Origin of the sequence: Limnobacter sp. (genome assembly GCF_046297615.1) — a bacterium.
In the GTDB taxonomy this organism is placed as follows: domain Bacteria; phylum Pseudomonadota; class Gammaproteobacteria; order Burkholderiales; family Burkholderiaceae_B; genus Limnobacter.
The window spans coordinates 465,509-482,057 of record NZ_JBKBHM010000002.1 but is presented as its reverse complement, the minus strand read 5'-3'; the positions used below and the strand labels follow the sequence as shown (position 1 = coordinate 482,057).

The window sequence follows — 16,549 nt, the reverse complement described above, 5'->3', positions numbered from 1 at the left end:
ATGTCCTTATTCCGCAATTTGATGAGCATCAGTGTGTTGGCTCTGCTGCTTATTCTGTCAGGGTGCGCCGGCTTTCGGGGTGGCTGGACCAGTCTGGCCTACGTTGGCGACACGCCTCCCCAATTTGATGAAGTGCCAACATCGGGCTGGGTCATGATGCGGTCCGAGCTTAAGTTGCCTGGCCTCAAGCTGGGTGTATCCATCAACAATCAATTACGCACCTATGACAATCAGGTGTATTTCTTTGTCCTGCCCTTGGTGATCGATCCGAGAAACGTCTATCAGCTTGAAGGGAAAGAAGGTGTGACTCGTGTGTCTCTGCGGATCGTACCTACTCATCCGGGCTACATTTTTGAGCCCCAAAGGGCCCGCCTCAGTGTGAATGGAAAGACTGTTCAATCCACTGCTGCTTACGAGTTTGGTCGATGGGATGCCAACGGTGAGCCCAAACTCGCTGGCACCGACTACAGCCACAAGCCAGTGACCCAAGTCTTGTCCTTGAGCGAACTTAATGACAAGGCCTACCAACTGACGTTGGAGTTTCCGATCGAGCGGGTCTCGCCCGAAGGGGCCGCAATCAGCCTCGATTTGTCCGATGCCCTTCGAAACAATGCACAGCCGGCCATACCGCTCATCCGCTTCCACCCGGTGCGCTGGAAAGAGGGCTATACCTGAATATGGGCGTGATTGAGAGGTATGTAAGGAGTGTTTGAATGATGAAGCGTGTGTTTACAGCGTTCTTGTGTGTGGCCCTAACCTTGGCGATCGGCGCGATTGGCGCAATTGGCTCTGCGCAGGCGCCCGCTTTTTACGCCGAGCTGGTCCGTCCGGACTGGGCGCCTCCGGCAAAAGTCTTTGGCCCGGTGTGGACCACCCTGTACGTGCTCATCGGTATAGCCTTGTATTTGGTTTGGAGTCGACGCACCACGTCTCCATCGGCCAATTCATGGCTCGGTCTGTTCGCAGTGCAGTTGGCCGTGAACGCGGTGTGGTCTTGGTTGTTTTTCGAGTGGCGTTTGGGCCTTTGGGCATTTGTCGATTGCGCCCTTCTGGCCGTGTTGGTTGGGGTCTTGGTCTGGCGCGCACGCCCAGTCAGTGGTGTGGCAGCCTTGCTGTTGTTGCCTTACCTGGCCTGGGTCAGTTTTGCCACGGTGTTGTCATGGACCATGTGGCAACTTAACCCGGCCCTGCTGGGTTGAGCCATCTGTTACAGCCTGGCCCGCAGAATCTCAAAGAAGTAGCGGTAGCTGGCCCGGTCATGCAGTTCACCTTTGAACTGTATCGGCCCCCAGTTGGCTTTCATGGCCTCGGTCAACACCTGTGTGGCCTCATCCAGTTCCGCCGCAGTGGGCAACAAGGCCTGCACAATCGGCACAATCTGGGCGGGGTGTATGCTCCACATGCGCTGGTAGCCAAAGTCCCGCTTGGCGCGGGCCGCGTCAGTGCCAGCAAACTCGGGTTGATTGATCTGGCGGCACACATTGTGGGACGGTGTTTTACCAAATCGGTGGCAAGCCGCAGAAATTTCAAGTTTGGCCCGTCGCACCAGTGGAAACTCAAATTGTCCCGGCGTGTTCAGGGCGCTTTTAGGAATCGCACCGCGATGGCTGGACACAAAGTCCATGATGCCGAACGACAGCGACTCCACCGCAGGCAAGGCAGCAATCTGGTGCACCTGTGCCAACGCACCGTGGGTTTCAATCAATACATGCAACGGCGGTGCTGCGTGCCCCTGGTTCTCGCAATGGGCTTGAATCCTGTCCGCCGCCTCTTGAACATCCTCCGCTTTCTCGGGCTTGGGCAACATCAGGTAAGCCGGGCTGGGTGTCTTTGCATCCAACAGAATCGACAGTTCCTGGTCAAATGCCACATCGGACACTGGGTGCACCCGCACCCCGGGGCGCCGTGCCTGTAAGCCGTTCAGTGCCGCGTAGCGTTTCAGGCTGTCCGCTGCCCATTGGGCGCGCTCAACGGTCTGCCCAATTTCAGCGCCATCTTCAAGGTCCAGCGTGATGTCAAAACAGGCGCCCAGTTCACCTTGCAAAGCAAGGGCTTTGTCAAAGAATTTCGGGTTGCCAGCGTAGTGGTCGCACACGGGGATGCGTGGCGGCATATCGCCTTCCGAAAAAAGCACGGTGCCAATCTGGTCCAGATCCAATGCTGATTTTTTTTGACCCATGGTGTCGACGTCGGTGAAAAATGGCAATCCAAGAAAAAAGCCAGCATCGCTGCTGGCTTTTCGGTCAAACCCTGACAGGCGACAATTACTTGCCCAGCAGGTGTTTCACGCCTTCGCGCTCTTCCATCAGCTCGTTCAGAGTGATGTTAATGCGTTCCTGGCTGAATGCGTCGATGTCCAAGCCCTTCACGATTTCGAACTTGCCGTTGGCACAAGTCACGGGGAAACCGAATTGGGTTTTTTCAGGGATGCCGTAAGAACCATCGGAAGGAATACCCATGGTCACCCACTTGCCGTTGGTGCCCAGAACCCAGTCGCGTACGTGGTCGATGGCTGCGTTGGCTGCAGACGCTGCGGAAGACAGGCCACGGGCTTCGATAATCGCTGCGCCGCGCTTGCCCACTGTGGGCAGGAAGGTGTTGGCGTTCCATTCCTGGTCGTTGATCATGTCCTTCACGGAAGCGCCGTCGATGGTCGCGAAGCGGTAGTCGGCGTACATAGTGGGCGAGTGGTTGCCCCACACACACAGCTTTTCAATGCTGGCCACAGGCTTGCCGGTCTTGGCAGCCACTTGGCTCAGTGCGCGGTTGTGGTCCAGGCGCAGCATGGAGGTGAAGCAGTTCGGGTCCAGGTCAGGAGCGGACTGCTGGGCAATGTAAGCGTTGGTGTTGGCGGGGTTACCGACCACCAGCACTTTCACGTTGCGGGACGCGTGGTCGTTCAGTGCCTTGCCCTGCACAGTGAAGATGGCGCCGTTGGCTTCCAGCAGGTCTTTGCGTTCCATGCCTTTGCTGCGGGGGCGTGCGCCAACCAGCAGGGCCACGTCGGCATCCTTGAATGCAGTGGCGGGGTCGTCGGTGATCACAACGCCAGCCAACAGAGGGAATGCACAGTCTTCCAGTTCCATGACCACGCCTTTGACTGCGGGCAGGGCAGGGGTGATGTCCAGCAATTGCAGGATCACGGGCTGGTCTTTGCCCAGCATGTCGCCATTGGCGATACGGAACAACAAGCTGTAGCCGATCTGGCCGGCAGCACCGGTAACTGCAACACGCATTGCGGGTTTGGTCATGACGAAGACTCCAGAAAAGAAAGAGAAAAATTTTCAGGCCATAGTGTAGCCCCAAACGCTGACGGCTGGTTGACGCGCCTCCCGCTTTAGAGCGGTTTGCCTTTGAAAAGTCCTCTATAAGATATAAGATACCTAAAGACGAGCCGCCCAAGCCTTATTGGGGCAGGCCGCGAAACCCTGCGAGACATCATTTTGGCCCCACCCAACCCTACATTCAGTCCGCTCTATCAGCAAATCAAGGGTTTGCTGATCCAGAGCCTGCAAAATGGCGAATGGAAGCCGGGCGAGCTCATTCCGTCCGAAACCGAGCTGGCTGGCCGTTACGGAGTCAGCCAGGGTACGGTGCGCAAAGCCATTGATGAACTGGCGGCTGAAAACCTCGTCGTACGCAAACAGGGGCGAGGTACTTTTGTGGCCACCCACAATGAAGACCGCGCCCAATACCGCTTTTTGCGCTTGGTCAGCGATGCAGGGCAGGCCTTGGTGCCCAAGTCCACCTACCTGTCTGTGGACCGTGTCCGGGCCAACACTGATGTGGCCACGTTGCTGGACATCAAGCCCAGCGACCCTGTCTTTGTCGTCAAGCGAACGCTTGGCTTTGAGGGTGTCCCCCGCATATTCGATGAAATCTGGTTGCCCGCAGCCCAATACAAAGGGTTGACGCTTGAGCGTTTGCAGGCCTGTGACAGCACTTTGTATGGTTTCCTGGAGTCGGCGTTCGGTGTTCGTATGTTGCGCGCTGTCGAAAACATCAAGGCTGTCAGCGCGCAGTCAGAACAGGCCGATAGGCTCCACGTGCCTGAAGGAACCCCGTTGCTGATGGTGGAGCGTCAATCAATGACCTATGCGGACCAATTGGTCGAACTGCGTCGTGGTTGGTATGTGACCGACCAGTTCTCCTACCGAAATGAATTGTATTGAATTGATACAATTGTATTGTGTCCAAAATCGTCAATATTGGTTGAATTTCCCTCAAATGCCCAAGGTTCGAACTTTTTTAGGCCTTGGAATTGGTTCAAAATAATGGGTAATCCGACATCGGTTTTGTGACGGATCACGGCACCCAATCCCTGAATTTTTTCACAATCAAGTACTGAGCATGTCAAACACTGTTGCGAAGAAACGTCCGGAATACCGGAACATTCATGTCACCCAGATCTTGAGCTACCGTTTGCCCCTGGCTGGCAAACTGTCCATTCTGCACCGCGTCAGCGGCGCAGCGCTCTTTCTGGCCCTGCCCATCATTTTGTTGCCTTTGTTCGACAAAAGCCTGACTTCCGAGTTGAGCTTTGAAGAAATGAAAGCCTGGGTGGCCAATCCGCTGTTCAAAGTGATTTTGTTGGGCCTCATCTGGTCCTACATGCATCACTTCTGTGCTGGCATCCGCTACCTCGTGCTCGACCTGCACGTGGGTACCGACAAGTACGCCGCTGCGAAAAGCGCCGCGTCAGTCTTCGCAGCCAGCCTCACCCTGACGGCCATCTTCGGTCTCAAACTGTTTGGAGTGTTCTGATCATGACCAAAAACGTGGGTTCAAAGCGTCTGGTTGTGGGCGCGCATTACGGCCTGAAAGAGTGGGTGGCCCAGCGCATCACCGCGGTCATCATGGCCTTCTACACCCTTGGCCTTTTCCTGGCCATCGTGTTCACGCCTGACCTCGACTATGCCAAGTGGGTTGGTTTCTTCAACTTCACCGTGCTGTCCTTCCCCTTGGGCAAAATTCTGGCTTTGCTGGCCTTGCTGTCCCTGTTCTATCACGCCTACATCGGCATTCGGGACATCTGGATGGACTACATCAAGCCCACCGGCATCCGTTTGACATTGCAAGTATTCACAGCGCTGTGGCTGCTCGGTTGTGCTGGCTACGCCGCTGACATTCTCTGGAGGGTCTGAAAGTGACTGCTGTAAAAACGTCCCTTCCTCGTCGTAAATTTGACGCGGTAATCGTAGGCGCCGGCGGTGCTGGCATGCGCTGTTCACTCCAACTGGCTGAGGCCGGTTTGAACGTCGCAGTTCTGTCCAAAGTGTTCCCAACGCGTTCGCACACAGTGGCTGCGCAAGGTGGTATTGGTGCGTCTCTGGGCAACATGTCCGACGACAGCTGGTACTGGCACATGTTCGACACCGTGAAAGGGTCGGACTATCTGGGTGACCAGGACGCCATCGAGTTCATGTGCCGTGAAGCCCCCAAAGTGGTTTACGAGCTTGAACACTTCGGCATGCCTTTTGACCGCAACCCCGACGGCACCATTTACCAGCGTCCGTTCGGCGGCCACACTGCCAATTTCGGTGAAAAGCCTGTGCAGCGCGCCTGCGCGGCGGCTGACCGCACTGGCCACGCCCTGTTGCACACCCTGTACCAGCGCAACGTGCGCGCACGCACTCAGTTCTTCGTGGAGTGGATGGCGCTGGACATCATCCGCAACGCCGAAGGCGACGTGGTTGGTGTGACTGCACTGGAAATGGAAACTGGCGAAATCATGATCCTTGAAGCCAAGGTGACTGTGTTTGCAACCGGTGGTGCAGGCCGTATTTGGGCCGCGTCCACCAACGCCTTCATCAACACCGGTGACGGTATGGGTATGGCCGCTCGCGCTGGCTTGCCCCTGGAAGATATGGAATTCTGGCAGTTCCACCCCACGGGTGTGGCTGGCGCCGGCGTGCTGATCACCGAGGGTGTTCGCGGCGAAGGCGGTATTCTGAAAAACAAGAATGGCGAGCCCTTCATGGCCCGTTACGCGCCAACCCTGAAAGACTTGGCCCCACGCGACTTCGTGTCCCGTTCAATGGACCAGGAAATCAAGGAAGGCCGAGGCTGTGGCCCCAACGGTGACTACGTTGAGCTGCACCTGCAGCACATCGGCGCAGACACCATCATGAAGCGTCTGCCATCCATTCGCGAAATCGCGATCAAGTTTGCCAACGTGGACCCCATCAAGGAACCGATTCCTGTGGTGCCCACCATCCACTACCAGATGGGCGGTATTCCCACCAACATCTACGGTCAAGTGGTTGCGCCCAAAGTGGCTGGCGGCCCTCAGGAAGTGGTCAACGGCATGTACGCCATCGGCGAATGCGCCTGCGTGTCTGTGCACGGTGCCAACCGTCTGGGCACGAACTCCCTGCTGGACTTGGTGGTGTTTGGCCGCGCTGCGGGCAATCACATCGTGGGTCAAAACTTCAAGGCGCAAAGCCACCGCGATCTGCCGGCCAACGCAGGCGATTACACCCTTGACCGCGTCAACAAACTGACCTCCCGCACCAGCGGCGAGCGCACTCAGGACGTGGCCAACGGCATTCGCGCCAAGATGCAGCACCACTGTGGCGTGTTCCGCACCACTGAACTGCTCGACGAAGGCGTTAACGTTATCAACGAGCTGGACAAACAAGCCGACGAGATCGCCATCAAGGACAAGTCCAAGGTGTTCAACACTGCGCTGGTTGAAGCGTTGGAGTTAGCCAACCTCAAAGAAACTGCCAAGGCCACCATCGTGTCTGCCGCAGCCCGCAAGGAAAGCCGTGGTGCCCACGCGCACCGTGACTTCCCCGAGCGTGATGACGCGAACTGGATGAAGCACACCCTGTGGTATTCCGAAGGCAACCGCCTGGAGTACAAGGCTGTGAACACCAAGCCTTTGACCGTTGAAACCTTCCAGCCCAAAAAGCGGACTTTCTAATCAGGATTCGAGGATCACAACAATGAGCGGAAAGCGTATTGTCAAGTTTGAAATCTATCGCTACGACCCAGATACCGGCGAAGCACCGAAAATGCAAAAGCTGGAAGTCGAACTGGAGCCCACCGACAAAATGTTGCTCGATGCGCTGATGCGCATCAAGAGCGATGTGGACGATTCCCTGTCCTACCGTCGTTCATGCCGCGAAGGCGTGTGTGGCTCTGACGCCATGAACATCAATGGCAAAAACGGTCTGGCCTGTATCACCAACCTGCGCGACCTGAAAGAGCCCATCGTTCTGAAGCCGCTGCCCGGCCTGCCCGTGGTGCGCGACTTGATCGTGGACATGACCCAGTTTTTCAAGCAGTACCACTCGGTCAAGCCCTTCCTGATCAACGAAACGCCTCCCCCGGAAAAAGAGCGTTTCCAGTCTCCGGAAGAGCGTGAAGAGCTGGACGGTCTGTACGAGTGCATTTTGTGCGCATGTTGCTCAACAAGCTGCCCGTCTTTCTGGTGGAACCCCGACAAGTTCGTGGGCCCCGCAGGTCTCTTGCAAGCCTACCGTTTCATCGCGGACAGCCGCGATCAAGCCACAGGCGAGCGACTGGACAACCTGGAAGACCCTTACCGTCTGTTCCGTTGCCACACCATCATGAACTGCGTGGATGTCTGCCCCAAGGGTTTGAACCCCACCAAGGCCATCGGCAAGATCAAGGAATTGATGGTGCGCCGCGCAGTATAAAGGCGAAAGCCTCTAGAAGTTTTTTGTCAATTCGGGGTTGTGCACTGCAAAACCCCGTTTTTTTTGATGTAGCTTTATGAGTAATCAGAACCATCAATCGGATCCAACCCAGCGTGCGCGTTTGCGTTGGAGAGCCCGCAGAGGTTTGTTGGAAAATGACCTGATTATTCAGCGTTTTTTCGACAAGCATGAAATGGAACTGACCGACGACGACGTGGCGGCACTGACCGTGTTGTTTGAGGAAGTGGACAACCATTTGCTTGATCTCCTTCTTGGACGCACTGCACCAGAAGGCGATTTGGACACCCCGGCCATCCGGCGGGTTATCCAGTTGATGCGAGATGTTTAAGTTAATACCCATTAGAAGGAAACCCGATGAGCACTGAACACAAGGCAACGCTGTCGTTCTCCGACGGCACACCCGCAGTCGACTTCCCAATCCACAAAGGCACGATTGGTCCCGACGTCATTGACATTCGCAAGTTGTACGGTGCAACCGGCAAGTTCACCTACGACCCAGGTTTCCTGTCTACTGCGTCCTGTAACTCCACCATCACCTACATCGATGGTGACAAGGGTGAATTGCTGTATCGCGGCTATCCCATTGAACAACTGGCGCAGAACTGCGACTTCATGGAAGTGTGCTACCTGTTGCTGAACGGTGAGCTGCCCAATGAATCCGAGCGTGCCGATTTCGTAAGCCGTGTGTCCAACCACACCATGGTGAACGAGCAGATGCACTTCTTCCTGCGTGGCTTCCGCCGCGACGCCCACCCCATGGCCGTGATGACTGGCTTGGTGGGTGGCATGTCCGCGTTCTACCCAGATTCCATGAATCTGATGGACAAAAACCAGCGTGACATCTCCGCCATCCGTTTGATCGCCAAGATGCCTACGCTGGTGGCCATGGCCTACAAATACGGCATTGGTGCCCCCCACATGTATCCGAAGAATGAGCTGTCCTACACAGCCAACTTCATGCGCATGATGTTTGGTAACCCCTGTGAAGACTACAAGGTCAATGACGTGCTGGTGCGCGCCATGGACCGCATCTTCATTCTGCACGCTGACCACGAACAGAACGCCTCCACCTCCACAGTTCGTCTGTGCGCCTCCTCCGGCACCAACCCGTTCGCAGCGATTGCAGCTGGTGTGGCCTGTCTGTGGGGTCCATCCCACGGTGGCGCTAACGAGGCCTGCCTGAACATGTTGACCGACATTCAGGCTGCTGGCGGTGTTGAGAAGATTGGCGATTTCATCAACAAGGTGAAGGACAAAGACTCGGGCGTTCGCCTGATGGGCTTTGGCCACCGTGTTTACAAAAACTATGACCCACGCGCCAAGTTGATGCGTGAAACCTGCCACGAAGTGTTGAATGAACTGGGCCTGCATGACGACCCCTTGTTCAAGATCGCCATGGCGCTGGAAAAGATTGCGCTGGAAGACGAGTACTTCGTCAAGCGCAAGCTGTACCCCAACGTGGATTTCTACTCAGGCATCGTGCAGAAAGCCATTGGTATTCCAGTGCCCCTGTTCACTGCGATCTTCGCATTGGCACGCACCGTGGGCTGGATTGCTCAACTGAACGAAATGATTGCGGACCCCGAGTACAAGATCGGCCGTCCACGTCAGTTGTTCATGGGTGCTACCCACCGCGACGTCAAGCCCATTGGCCAACGCTGATCATTGGGTTTGCAACTGAAAAAGCCACCTTCGGGTGGCTTTTTTTATTGCAGTCACCGCCTCTGGTGTCAAAGCATTTGCGTGGTCGTCAAGCCATTCACAGCTTTGAGCATGCGGTCTCTGTCGAGCACATGCAGAAATGACTCTTTGGTTTTCACCAAACCGCCCATGACACCTTGGGGGCCCAGCAACTCAGGGCACAAGTCAATCTGTGTCACGGGAATGTTGGGTATCTCACCAAGCTCGTCAACCAGCAAGGCCATGTGTTCGCCCGATTCGTCGGGTTTGAGCAGAATTGCCTGTCGGTTCGTCAACGCAGTGTTGGGTATGGCTTGCTCATGCAACAACCCCTCCAGATGAATCAGGGTGACAGTTTTGCCTTTGTGGATCAGGCACCCAAGCACCCATGGGGCGGCGTTCGGTGAGCGTGCAACATCCCTGAGTAAAAAGGCCTCAATCACATCGTCAGTCGGCAGCCCATACCAAGTGTCAGCAACCCGGAACGTGGCCACCTCCATACTGCCTTGGCTGTGGTCGCAATACCTGAACTCTGTGAAGTCCAGAGGCGTGCTGCGTTCGTTCACTGCGGGCTCCCCAACAGTCAACCCGTAAAGCGCGGTCAGGGTGTTTTGGTAGCGGCTTTGCGGGGCTTTGTATTCCCTGTAGCTGGATGACACCGCAAGCCCAAGGGCCAACAGCTTTTGCTGGTTTTCGGCAAGGCAAGCCTGAGTGTCACCGCGGGTCAGTTGGCTAAGTTGAATCGGCAGGTTCAGGCGCCCATCGTGTTGGTGGCGGTCGGTGGTGCTGGCAATCACGTGACCCGCTTGGTCCACGATGAACCCAAACCCTGTCCCATTCACCGGTACCAGCGAATCCTGCAAAATGGCTTCGAACTGGGGTTCGCTGTCGAACACCAAGGCGATGCAGCCGACGGCCTTTCGGGCGTGTTGGTCTGCACCAAAAACCGGCGCACAGTAAATGTAGGTGGGGCGGTCGCCGTACAAGGGGCTGGGTTCAAACGCAGACACCTCGTAATGAGCCGGGTCGGTTAGCGCCATGGTCCGTGCATGCCAGCCAGTGTTCAAATGGCTCAACCCAGCGGGAAGCTCTCGGCTGCTGCACAGCACGCGCCCGTCCGCGTCCAGCAACAACACTGAGGCGTAGACAGTGTAAAGGCCGTTGATGGTTTCCAGTGTGTTTTTGGCCAGTAAGGCCAGTGTCGCGTTGTCCGGTTCAGCTGCGGCCGCCTGAATCACCGGGTTCAGGGCCCACCAGCGGCAGTCATTGGCCCGTTCGTACAGGTTGCGGTCCATCAAGTCGATGGCCAGCATTGCGCTGGCCTGTTGGGTCTGCAGGGTGCTGTCCAGTGTGGTTTGGCTGAGGTTGTCCAGGGAGTCCTGAAACAGTTGCCGGGTTCGGTCGCCAGCACGGCTGATTTCCCAAAGCAGGGTCTTGGTGAAGCCTTGGCCCAATTTGTGGTCTTTGCTACCCTGCACGATATTACCGTTCCAAACGCTTTGATTCAGCCGGTTTTGGATGGACACGGCTTTGTTTTGCTGGGTGTTCAACTCCGGGTCAATCACGTCTTTGGCCTGTTTCAGGCCCGCGCCCTGGCTGCTCTGGGTTTTCTCGCTGTGGGTGGTTGAAAAGGCGTGCATCAAGGGCACAATACAAAAGCCCGACCAGCCTGGCCCCATGTAGCCTTGGTAGCCTCGTGTGTTTCGTTGGCAGGCCAGGTACACCGTCGGTCCGCATTGAATCAGGCCCCAGGGTTTGCCCAGTGGAAGGTTCAGTTTCTGTCCAATCCGAATGTGTTCCGGGTCACTGCTCATCAGAACCCGCTGTTCCTGATTCAACACACCGCAGACTTGGTGCCCGGAGGGGGTGCCGCTGGACTGGCCCAGAATCTTGTCAAACAGCGACACACCTTCGTTGGCAAGGTTGAACGCCAGAGCCACGTAACCGATGGTGATGCCTTGGTCCTGCACCGTCCAAGCGTAAATCAGGTCTGGCTCACCCGGTGCCTCAGGGTCCAGCCGGGCCAATTGTTCGACGTAAGCGGTTCTGGTGCGGGCCTTCTCGGGAATCCAGGCCAACTGCATGCCGGGTCGCAGTTCGCCCTGCGCATCCAGAATGACCTGAGCCTGCCTGTCCAGTAGCACCGCATTCCGATACACCGAGTAAAAGCCGATGTACTGTCGCAGACGTTGAACCAAGGATAGCCGCGCCGGTTCGTCCAATTCCGCAGAATTGGCGGCCTTGCAACCGTCAACCAGAGGGGTGTCGGTCACCAGAAAGCCAATGTCAGCTGTGCGCTCAAACAGGTTGCGCACCAGAATATCGATCGAACACTGCGCTTTGTTGGCCAAATCATCGGTGACCTTCTGGAGGGACAGTTTCAACATGCCCGCCGTCAACTGGGCCGACAGGTCTTTGAAGTCTTCACGGGTGTTGGAGATTTCGGCGCCAATGTGGGTCAACTCGCCCAGCAGGCTCAGGTTCGACCATGTGCTCTGCAAATCCTTCAGTTCATCGATCAGGTCGTTCACGTTGTCCAGGTGTTTGGCAATACCGGCGAATTCCCCGCTGACGGGTATGCCTCGATAACGAAATGCGGCCATGGACGGCGCTCCTGTATGGGTCATCGTGTCATGGTGCAGTGCGGTCGCCCATCCGTGATCCCCTTGCTTGGTTAACCAAATGGATGAGTCCGTGCATTCCAGCAACAAATCTGAGTAAGCCCATCAGAAAATTCGTTAGTGCTGCCCCTCTAATCTGTTATCCTTGCAAATACTCTGAAAGTGACTCGTGGATGCGAGTCGCTTTCTTGCTATCTGAACTGGGGCAGGAGCCCTAAGAACGGACGGGGAGTGCGGTTTTAACCCACGTGTGTAGGGATTCGGTCCGAACAGCGATAGCTGCGGTCGAGTCCGAACCCCACATCTTGAACGAGAAACTCGGATAAAGGTGAAGCGCAAATGATGCGACAATTCAAACAAAGTTCGTACCTGTTCGGCGGGAATGCTCCCTATGTCGAAGAAATGTACGAAGCCTACCTGGACAACCCAGGGTCAGTGCCCGAAAAATGGCGGGCCTACTTCGACCAGCTCCAACTGGTTCCTTCCTCGCACGGTGACGTCAACGAACGTGACGTGGCCCATGCGCCAGTGATCGAATCGTTTGCGCTGCGTGCCAAGAAAGGTTTCATCCAGCCCCAGATCCAGTCTGCCGACCTGGAAGTGGCCAAAAAGCAGGTTCATGTGCAGTCCATCGTGGCTGCTTATCGCTTTTTGGGTTCCCGCTTTGCTGAACTGGACCCATTGAAGCGTCAGGAGCGCCCCGAGATCCCCGAGTTGGATCCCGCGTTCTACGGCCTCACCGAGGCCGACATGGACATCACCTTCTCAACCACCAACACCTACTTCGGCCAGGATCAAATGACCCTGCGCGAGCTGGTGAAGGCGCTGCGTGATACGTACTGCCGCACCGTGGGTGTGGAATTCATGCACATAAGCGACCCAGCGCAGAAGCGTTGGTTGCAGGAGCGTCTGGAATCCAGCCGCAGCACCGCCCAGCTCAATGCTGAAGAAAAATTGCGCATTCTGGAGCGTCTGACCGCTGCAGAGGGCCTTGAGCGTTACTTGCACACCCGTTATGTGGGCCAGAAGCGTTTCTCGCTGGAAGGCGGCGAGTCCTTCATCGCGTCTCTGGATGAGGTCATCCAGCGCGCTGGTGCCCAAGGCGTTCAGGAAACCGTGATCGGCATGGCCCACCGTGGCCGCCTCAACGTGCTCGTGAATATTCTGGGCAAGGCGCCTGGCCAGTTGTTCGAAGAATTCGAAGGCAAGCACGCCGACGACCTGCCTGCCGGTGACGTGAAGTATCACCAAGGCTTCTCTTCCGATGTGGTCACCCCCGGCGGCCCCATGCACTTGTCCCTGGCGTTCAACCCCTCCCACCTGGAAATTGTGAACCCGGTGGTTGAAGGGTCGGTGAAAGCCCGTCAAGAGCGCCGAGGCGACAAAGATGGCAAACAAGTATTGCCCGTGCTGGTTCACGGCGATGCAGCGTTTGCGGGCCAGGGTGTTGTGATGGAAACCCTGAACCTGGTGCACACCCGTGGCTATGGCACAGGCGGCACCGTGCACATCGTGATCAACAACCAGATTGGTTTCACCACCTCTGATCCTCGTGACAGCCGCTCCACGCTGTACTGTTCCGACGTGGTCAAGATGATTGAAGCGCCTGTGTTCCACGTCAATGGCGACGACCCCGAAGCCGTGATTTTCGTGACCCAACTGGCCTTGGATTTCCGTCTTCAGTTCCAGCAAGACGTGGTCCTGGACATCGTGTGTTTCCGAAAACTCGGCCACAACGAGCAAGACACACCGGCTGTAACCCAGCCTCTGATGTACAAGAAAATCAGCCAACACCCCGGTACCCGTGCGCTGTACGCTGAACGCCTGGTGATGCAGAAATTGCTGTCCGGTGACGACGTCGAAAAAATGATTGCCGACTTCCGCGCGGCGATGGACGAAGGCAAGCACAGCCGTCAAGACCCAGTGCTCACCAACTATAAGAGCAAGTTTGCGGTGGATTGGTCCCCGTTCCTGGGCAAGAAGTGGACAGACGCGGCCGACACCTCGGTGCCCTTGTCTGAACTGCGCCGCCTGTCCGAGCGCATCACCACCATTCCCGAGAACCACAAACTGCACCCTCTGGTTCAGAAAGTGGTGACCGACCGCGCGTCTATGGGCCGTGGCGAACTGCCGCTGGACTGGGGCATGGGCGAACACCTGGCTTTTGCATCGCTGGTGGCTTCCGGTTACGCAGTGCGCATCACCGGTCAGGATTGCGGTCGCGGCACGTTCACTCACCGCCATGCGGTTTTGCACCACCAGGGTCGCGAAAAGTGGAACGAAGGCACTTATGTGCCTCTGGAAAACGTGTCTGAAGGCCAGGCACCGTTCACCGTCATCGACTCCGTGCTGTCCGAAGAAGCCGTGTTGGGCTTTGAGTATGGCTACTCCACTGCCGAACCCAACACCCTGGTGATTTGGGAAGCCCAGTTCGGCGACTTCGCCAACGGTGCGCAGGTGGTGATCGACCAGTTCATTTCCAGTGGTGAAGTGAAATGGGGCCGGGCTTCCGGCCTGACCATGATGTTGCCTCACGGTTACGAAGGGCAGGGCCCCGAGCACTCCTCGGCCCGCATCGAACGTTATCTGCAACTGTGTGCCGAGAACAATATTCAGGTTGTTCAGCCGACCACGCCTGCGCAGATTTTCCACCTGTTGCGTCGTCAGATGATCCGACTGTTCCGCAAGCCTTTGGTGATTCTCACACCGAAGTCACTGTTGCGTCACAAGGAAGCAGTGTCTACCCTCCAGGACCTGTCCAAAGGCCATTTCCACACCGTCATTGGTGATCAGGGTGACTTGGACGATTCCAAGGTCAAGCGCGCCGTGCTGTGTTCTGGCCGTGTGTACTACGACCTGGTGGCCAACCGTCGCGAGCGCAATATCAAGGATGCTGCAATCATCCGGATCGAGCAGCTCTATCCGTTCCCGCACAAGTCATTGAGTGCGGAACTTCGCAAGTACCCCAACCTGACCGATGTGGTCTGGTGTCAGGACGAGCCTCAAAACCAGGGGCCATGGTTCCAGATCCAGCACAACATCATGGAAAACCTGGAAGAGGGCCAGCGCCTCGGCTATGCCGGTCGCCCCGCTTCCGCGTCTCCTGCGGTGGGCTATTACGCCAAGCACGTTGAGCAGCAGAAGGCATTGATTGATGCCGCCTTCGGCAAGCTCAAGGGCTTTGTGATGACGAAGTAATCGACAACTCAATCGTGTAGCGAGGTGGCTGTGGCGCAAGAGCGCCCAGCCCGTGAACCAAGAATTTACAAGGAATCATTTCCATGGCAATCGTAGATGTGGTCGTCCCACAACTGTCCGAATCCGTTGCTGAAGCAACCCTGTTGAACTGGAATAAAAAAGCCGGTGACGCCGTCAAGCGTGACGAAAACCTGATCGACATCGAAACCGACAAAGTGGTGCTTGAAGTGCCTGCACCGTCGGCCGGTGTCATTGTTGAAGTGCTGTGTGCCGACGGCGCTACAGTGGTGGCTGGCCAACTGCTGGCCCGCATCGACACAGAAGCCGTGGCCGGGGCCTCTGCACCTGCCGCCGCGCCTGCTGCAGCCGCTGCTGCACCAGCCCCTGTGGCCGCAGCCCCCGCGCCTGCAGCACCCGTTGCCGGTGCAGTGGCCATGCCGTCAGCCGCGAAAATGCTGGCTGAGAACAACATGAGCACTGCCGATGTGGCAGGCACTGGCAAAGATGGCCGTGTGACCAAAGGTGATGTCATCGCCGCAGTGTCCGCACCCAAACCCGCTGCGCCAGCAACTGCGCCCGCATCGGCACCTGCTGTGGCCGCCAAGCCTTCCTTGCCTGAGGTGTCCGCACCTTTGGACCCCTCAACATTGATCGAGGGCCGTCCCGAGCAGCGCGTTCCCATGAGCCGCCTGCGTGCCCGTGTGGCCGAGCGTCTGGTTCAGTCGCAGCAGACCAACGCCATCCTGACCACGTTCAACGAAGTGAACATGAAGCCAGTGATGGACCTGCGCAACAAGTACAAGGACAAGTTCGAGAAAGAACATGGTGCCAAACTGGGCTTCATGGGCTTTTTCGTGAAAGCGGCTGTGGCTGCCCTGAAAAAATACCCAGTGCTGAATGCTTCTGTGGATGGCAACGACATTGTGTACCACGGCTATTTCGACATCGGTATCGCCGTGGGTTCGCCCCGTGGCTTGGTGGTGCCCATTCTGCGCAATGCTGACCAAATGAGCATCGCCGACATCGAAATGAAAATTGCCGAGTTTGGCCAAAAGGCCAAGGACGGCAAGTTGTCGCTGGATGAGTTGACTGGCGGTACCTTCTCCATCTCCAACGGTGGTGTATTCGGTTCCATGCTGTCCACACCCATCATCAACCCACCTCAGTCCGCGATTCTGGGTATTCACGCCACCAAAGACCGCGCTGTGGTCGAGAACGGTGAAATCGTGATTCGCCCCATGAACTATCTGGCCATGAGCTACGACCACCGGATCATCGATGGCCGTGAAGCGGTTCTCGGCTTGGTGGCCATGAAAGAAGCGCTGGAAGACCCAGCACGCCTCTTGCTGAACCTGTAAGGAG

Annotated in this window: 14 protein-coding genes; 11 read left to right on the top strand and 3 right to left on the bottom strand. The window is 56.8% G+C overall.

Annotated elements, in window-relative coordinates:
* Nucleotides 1-675, top strand: a complete 675-nt coding sequence (locus tag ACK4FF_RS06300; protein ID WP_409706060.1) for a hypothetical protein — start codon at nt 1-3, stop codon at nt 673-675.
* Nucleotides 676-713: 38 nt separating this feature from the next.
* Nucleotides 714-1,199 carry a TspO/MBR family protein gene (locus ACK4FF_RS06295; protein WP_409706057.1) on the top strand — a complete coding sequence of 162 codons (486 nt, stop codon included), beginning with the start codon at nt 714-716 and terminating at the stop codon, nt 1,197-1,199.
* 8 nt (nt 1,200-1,207) lie between these two features.
* On the opposite strand, the gene ACK4FF_RS06290 is transcribed toward ACK4FF_RS06295, so the two are convergent.
* Nucleotides 1,208-2,179, bottom strand: coding sequence for an HpcH/HpaI aldolase/citrate lyase family protein (locus tag ACK4FF_RS06290; RefSeq protein ID WP_409706054.1), 972 nt, complete (start codon nt 2,177-2,179; stop codon nt 1,208-1,210).
* 85 nt (nt 2,180-2,264) lie between these two features.
* Nucleotides 2,265-3,251, bottom strand: coding sequence for a malate dehydrogenase (locus ACK4FF_RS06285; RefSeq protein ID WP_409706051.1), 987 nt, complete (start codon nt 3,249-3,251; stop codon nt 2,265-2,267).
* A 186-nt stretch (nt 3,252-3,437) separates the two neighbouring features.
* On the opposite strand from ACK4FF_RS06285, the gene ACK4FF_RS06280 reads away from it, so the two are divergent.
* The 7 genes from ACK4FF_RS06280 (at nt 3,438) to ACK4FF_RS06250 (ending at nt 9,350) form a co-directional block, all read left to right on the top strand.
* Nucleotides 3,438-4,172 (top strand): GntR family transcriptional regulator, encoded by a 735-nt coding sequence (locus ACK4FF_RS06280; RefSeq protein ID WP_409706612.1) that lies wholly within the window; start codon nt 3,438-3,440, stop codon nt 4,170-4,172.
* 178 nt (nt 4,173-4,350) lie between these two features.
* Nucleotides 4,351-4,764, top strand: a complete 414-nt coding sequence (gene sdhC, locus ACK4FF_RS06275; RefSeq protein ID WP_409706048.1) for a succinate dehydrogenase, cytochrome b556 subunit — start codon at nt 4,351-4,353, stop codon at nt 4,762-4,764.
* Complete coding sequence (sdhD, locus tag ACK4FF_RS06270; RefSeq protein WP_409706609.1) at nt 4,764-5,144, top strand: succinate dehydrogenase, hydrophobic membrane anchor protein; 381 nt, start codon at nt 4,764-4,766, stop codon at nt 5,142-5,144. The genes sdhC and sdhD overlap by 1 nt, the downstream gene beginning before the upstream one ends.
* 2 nt (nt 5,145-5,146) lie before the next feature.
* Complete coding sequence (gene sdhA, locus ACK4FF_RS06265) at nt 5,147-6,928, top strand: succinate dehydrogenase flavoprotein subunit (RefSeq protein WP_409706045.1); 1,782 nt, start codon at nt 5,147-5,149, stop codon at nt 6,926-6,928.
* A gap of 22 nt (nt 6,929-6,950) precedes the next feature.
* Nucleotides 6,951-7,667, top strand: coding sequence for a succinate dehydrogenase iron-sulfur subunit (locus ACK4FF_RS06260; protein WP_409706042.1), 717 nt, complete (start codon nt 6,951-6,953; stop codon nt 7,665-7,667).
* A gap of 76 nt (nt 7,668-7,743) precedes the next feature.
* Nucleotides 7,744-8,016 carry a succinate dehydrogenase assembly factor 2 gene (locus ACK4FF_RS06255; RefSeq protein WP_409706039.1) on the top strand — a complete coding sequence of 91 codons (273 nt, stop codon included), beginning with the start codon at nt 7,744-7,746 and terminating at the stop codon, nt 8,014-8,016.
* 26 nt (nt 8,017-8,042) lie between these two features.
* Nucleotides 8,043-9,350 carry a citrate synthase gene (locus ACK4FF_RS06250; RefSeq protein WP_409706036.1) on the top strand — a complete coding sequence of 436 codons (1,308 nt, stop codon included), beginning with the start codon at nt 8,043-8,045 and terminating at the stop codon, nt 9,348-9,350.
* A gap of 68 nt (nt 9,351-9,418) precedes the next feature.
* Here the strand turns inward: ACK4FF_RS06250 and ACK4FF_RS06245 are convergent, their stop codons facing one another.
* Nucleotides 9,419-11,971: a chemotaxis protein CheW gene (locus ACK4FF_RS06245; protein ID WP_409706033.1), complete on the bottom strand. Its 2,553-nt coding sequence runs from the start codon at nt 11,969-11,971 to the stop codon at nt 9,419-9,421.
* A 357-nt stretch (nt 11,972-12,328) separates the two neighbouring features.
* On the opposite strand from ACK4FF_RS06245, the gene ACK4FF_RS06240 reads away from it, so the two are divergent.
* Together ACK4FF_RS06240 and odhB are read left to right on the top strand one after the other, a co-directional pair.
* Nucleotides 12,329-15,187, top strand: a complete 2,859-nt coding sequence (locus ACK4FF_RS06240) for a 2-oxoglutarate dehydrogenase E1 component (RefSeq protein WP_409706030.1) — start codon at nt 12,329-12,331, stop codon at nt 15,185-15,187.
* 83 nt (nt 15,188-15,270) lie between these two features.
* On the top strand, nt 15,271-16,545 hold the full coding sequence (gene odhB / locus ACK4FF_RS06235; protein WP_409706027.1) for a 2-oxoglutarate dehydrogenase complex dihydrolipoyllysine-residue succinyltransferase: 1,275 nt from the start codon (nt 15,271-15,273) through the stop codon (nt 16,543-16,545).
* Nucleotides 16,546-16,549: the final 4 nt, after the last annotated feature.

Bases quoted from the DNA above. Each gene is read 5' to 3' on its own strand.
- ACK4FF_RS06300 (WP_409706060.1), top strand. From the start codon at position 1: ATGTCCTTATTCCGCAATTTGATGAGCATCAGTGTGTTGGCTCTGCTG.
- ACK4FF_RS06295 (WP_409706057.1), top strand. From the start codon at position 714: ATGATGAAGCGTGTGTTTACAGCGTTCTTGTGTGTGGCCCTAACCTTG.
- ACK4FF_RS06290 (WP_409706054.1), bottom strand. From the start codon at position 2,179: ATGGGTCAAAAAAAATCAGCATTGGATCTGGACCAGATTGGCACCGTG.
- ACK4FF_RS06285 (WP_409706051.1), bottom strand. From the start codon at position 3,251: ATGACCAAACCCGCAATGCGTGTTGCAGTTACCGGTGCTGCCGGCCAG.
- sdhC (WP_409706048.1), top strand. From the start codon at position 4,351: ATGTCAAACACTGTTGCGAAGAAACGTCCGGAATACCGGAACATTCAT.
- ACK4FF_RS06260 (WP_409706042.1), top strand. From the start codon at position 6,951: ATGAGCGGAAAGCGTATTGTCAAGTTTGAAATCTATCGCTACGACCCA.
- ACK4FF_RS06255 (WP_409706039.1), top strand. From the start codon at position 7,744: ATGAGTAATCAGAACCATCAATCGGATCCAACCCAGCGTGCGCGTTTG.
- ACK4FF_RS06250 (WP_409706036.1), top strand. From the start codon at position 8,043: ATGAGCACTGAACACAAGGCAACGCTGTCGTTCTCCGACGGCACACCC.
- ACK4FF_RS06245 (WP_409706033.1), bottom strand. From the start codon at position 11,971: ATGGCCGCATTTCGTTATCGAGGCATACCCGTCAGCGGGGAATTCGCC.
- ACK4FF_RS06240 (WP_409706030.1), top strand. From the start codon at position 12,329: ATGATGCGACAATTCAAACAAAGTTCGTACCTGTTCGGCGGGAATGCT.
- odhB (WP_409706027.1), top strand. From the start codon at position 15,271: ATGGCAATCGTAGATGTGGTCGTCCCACAACTGTCCGAATCCGTTGCT.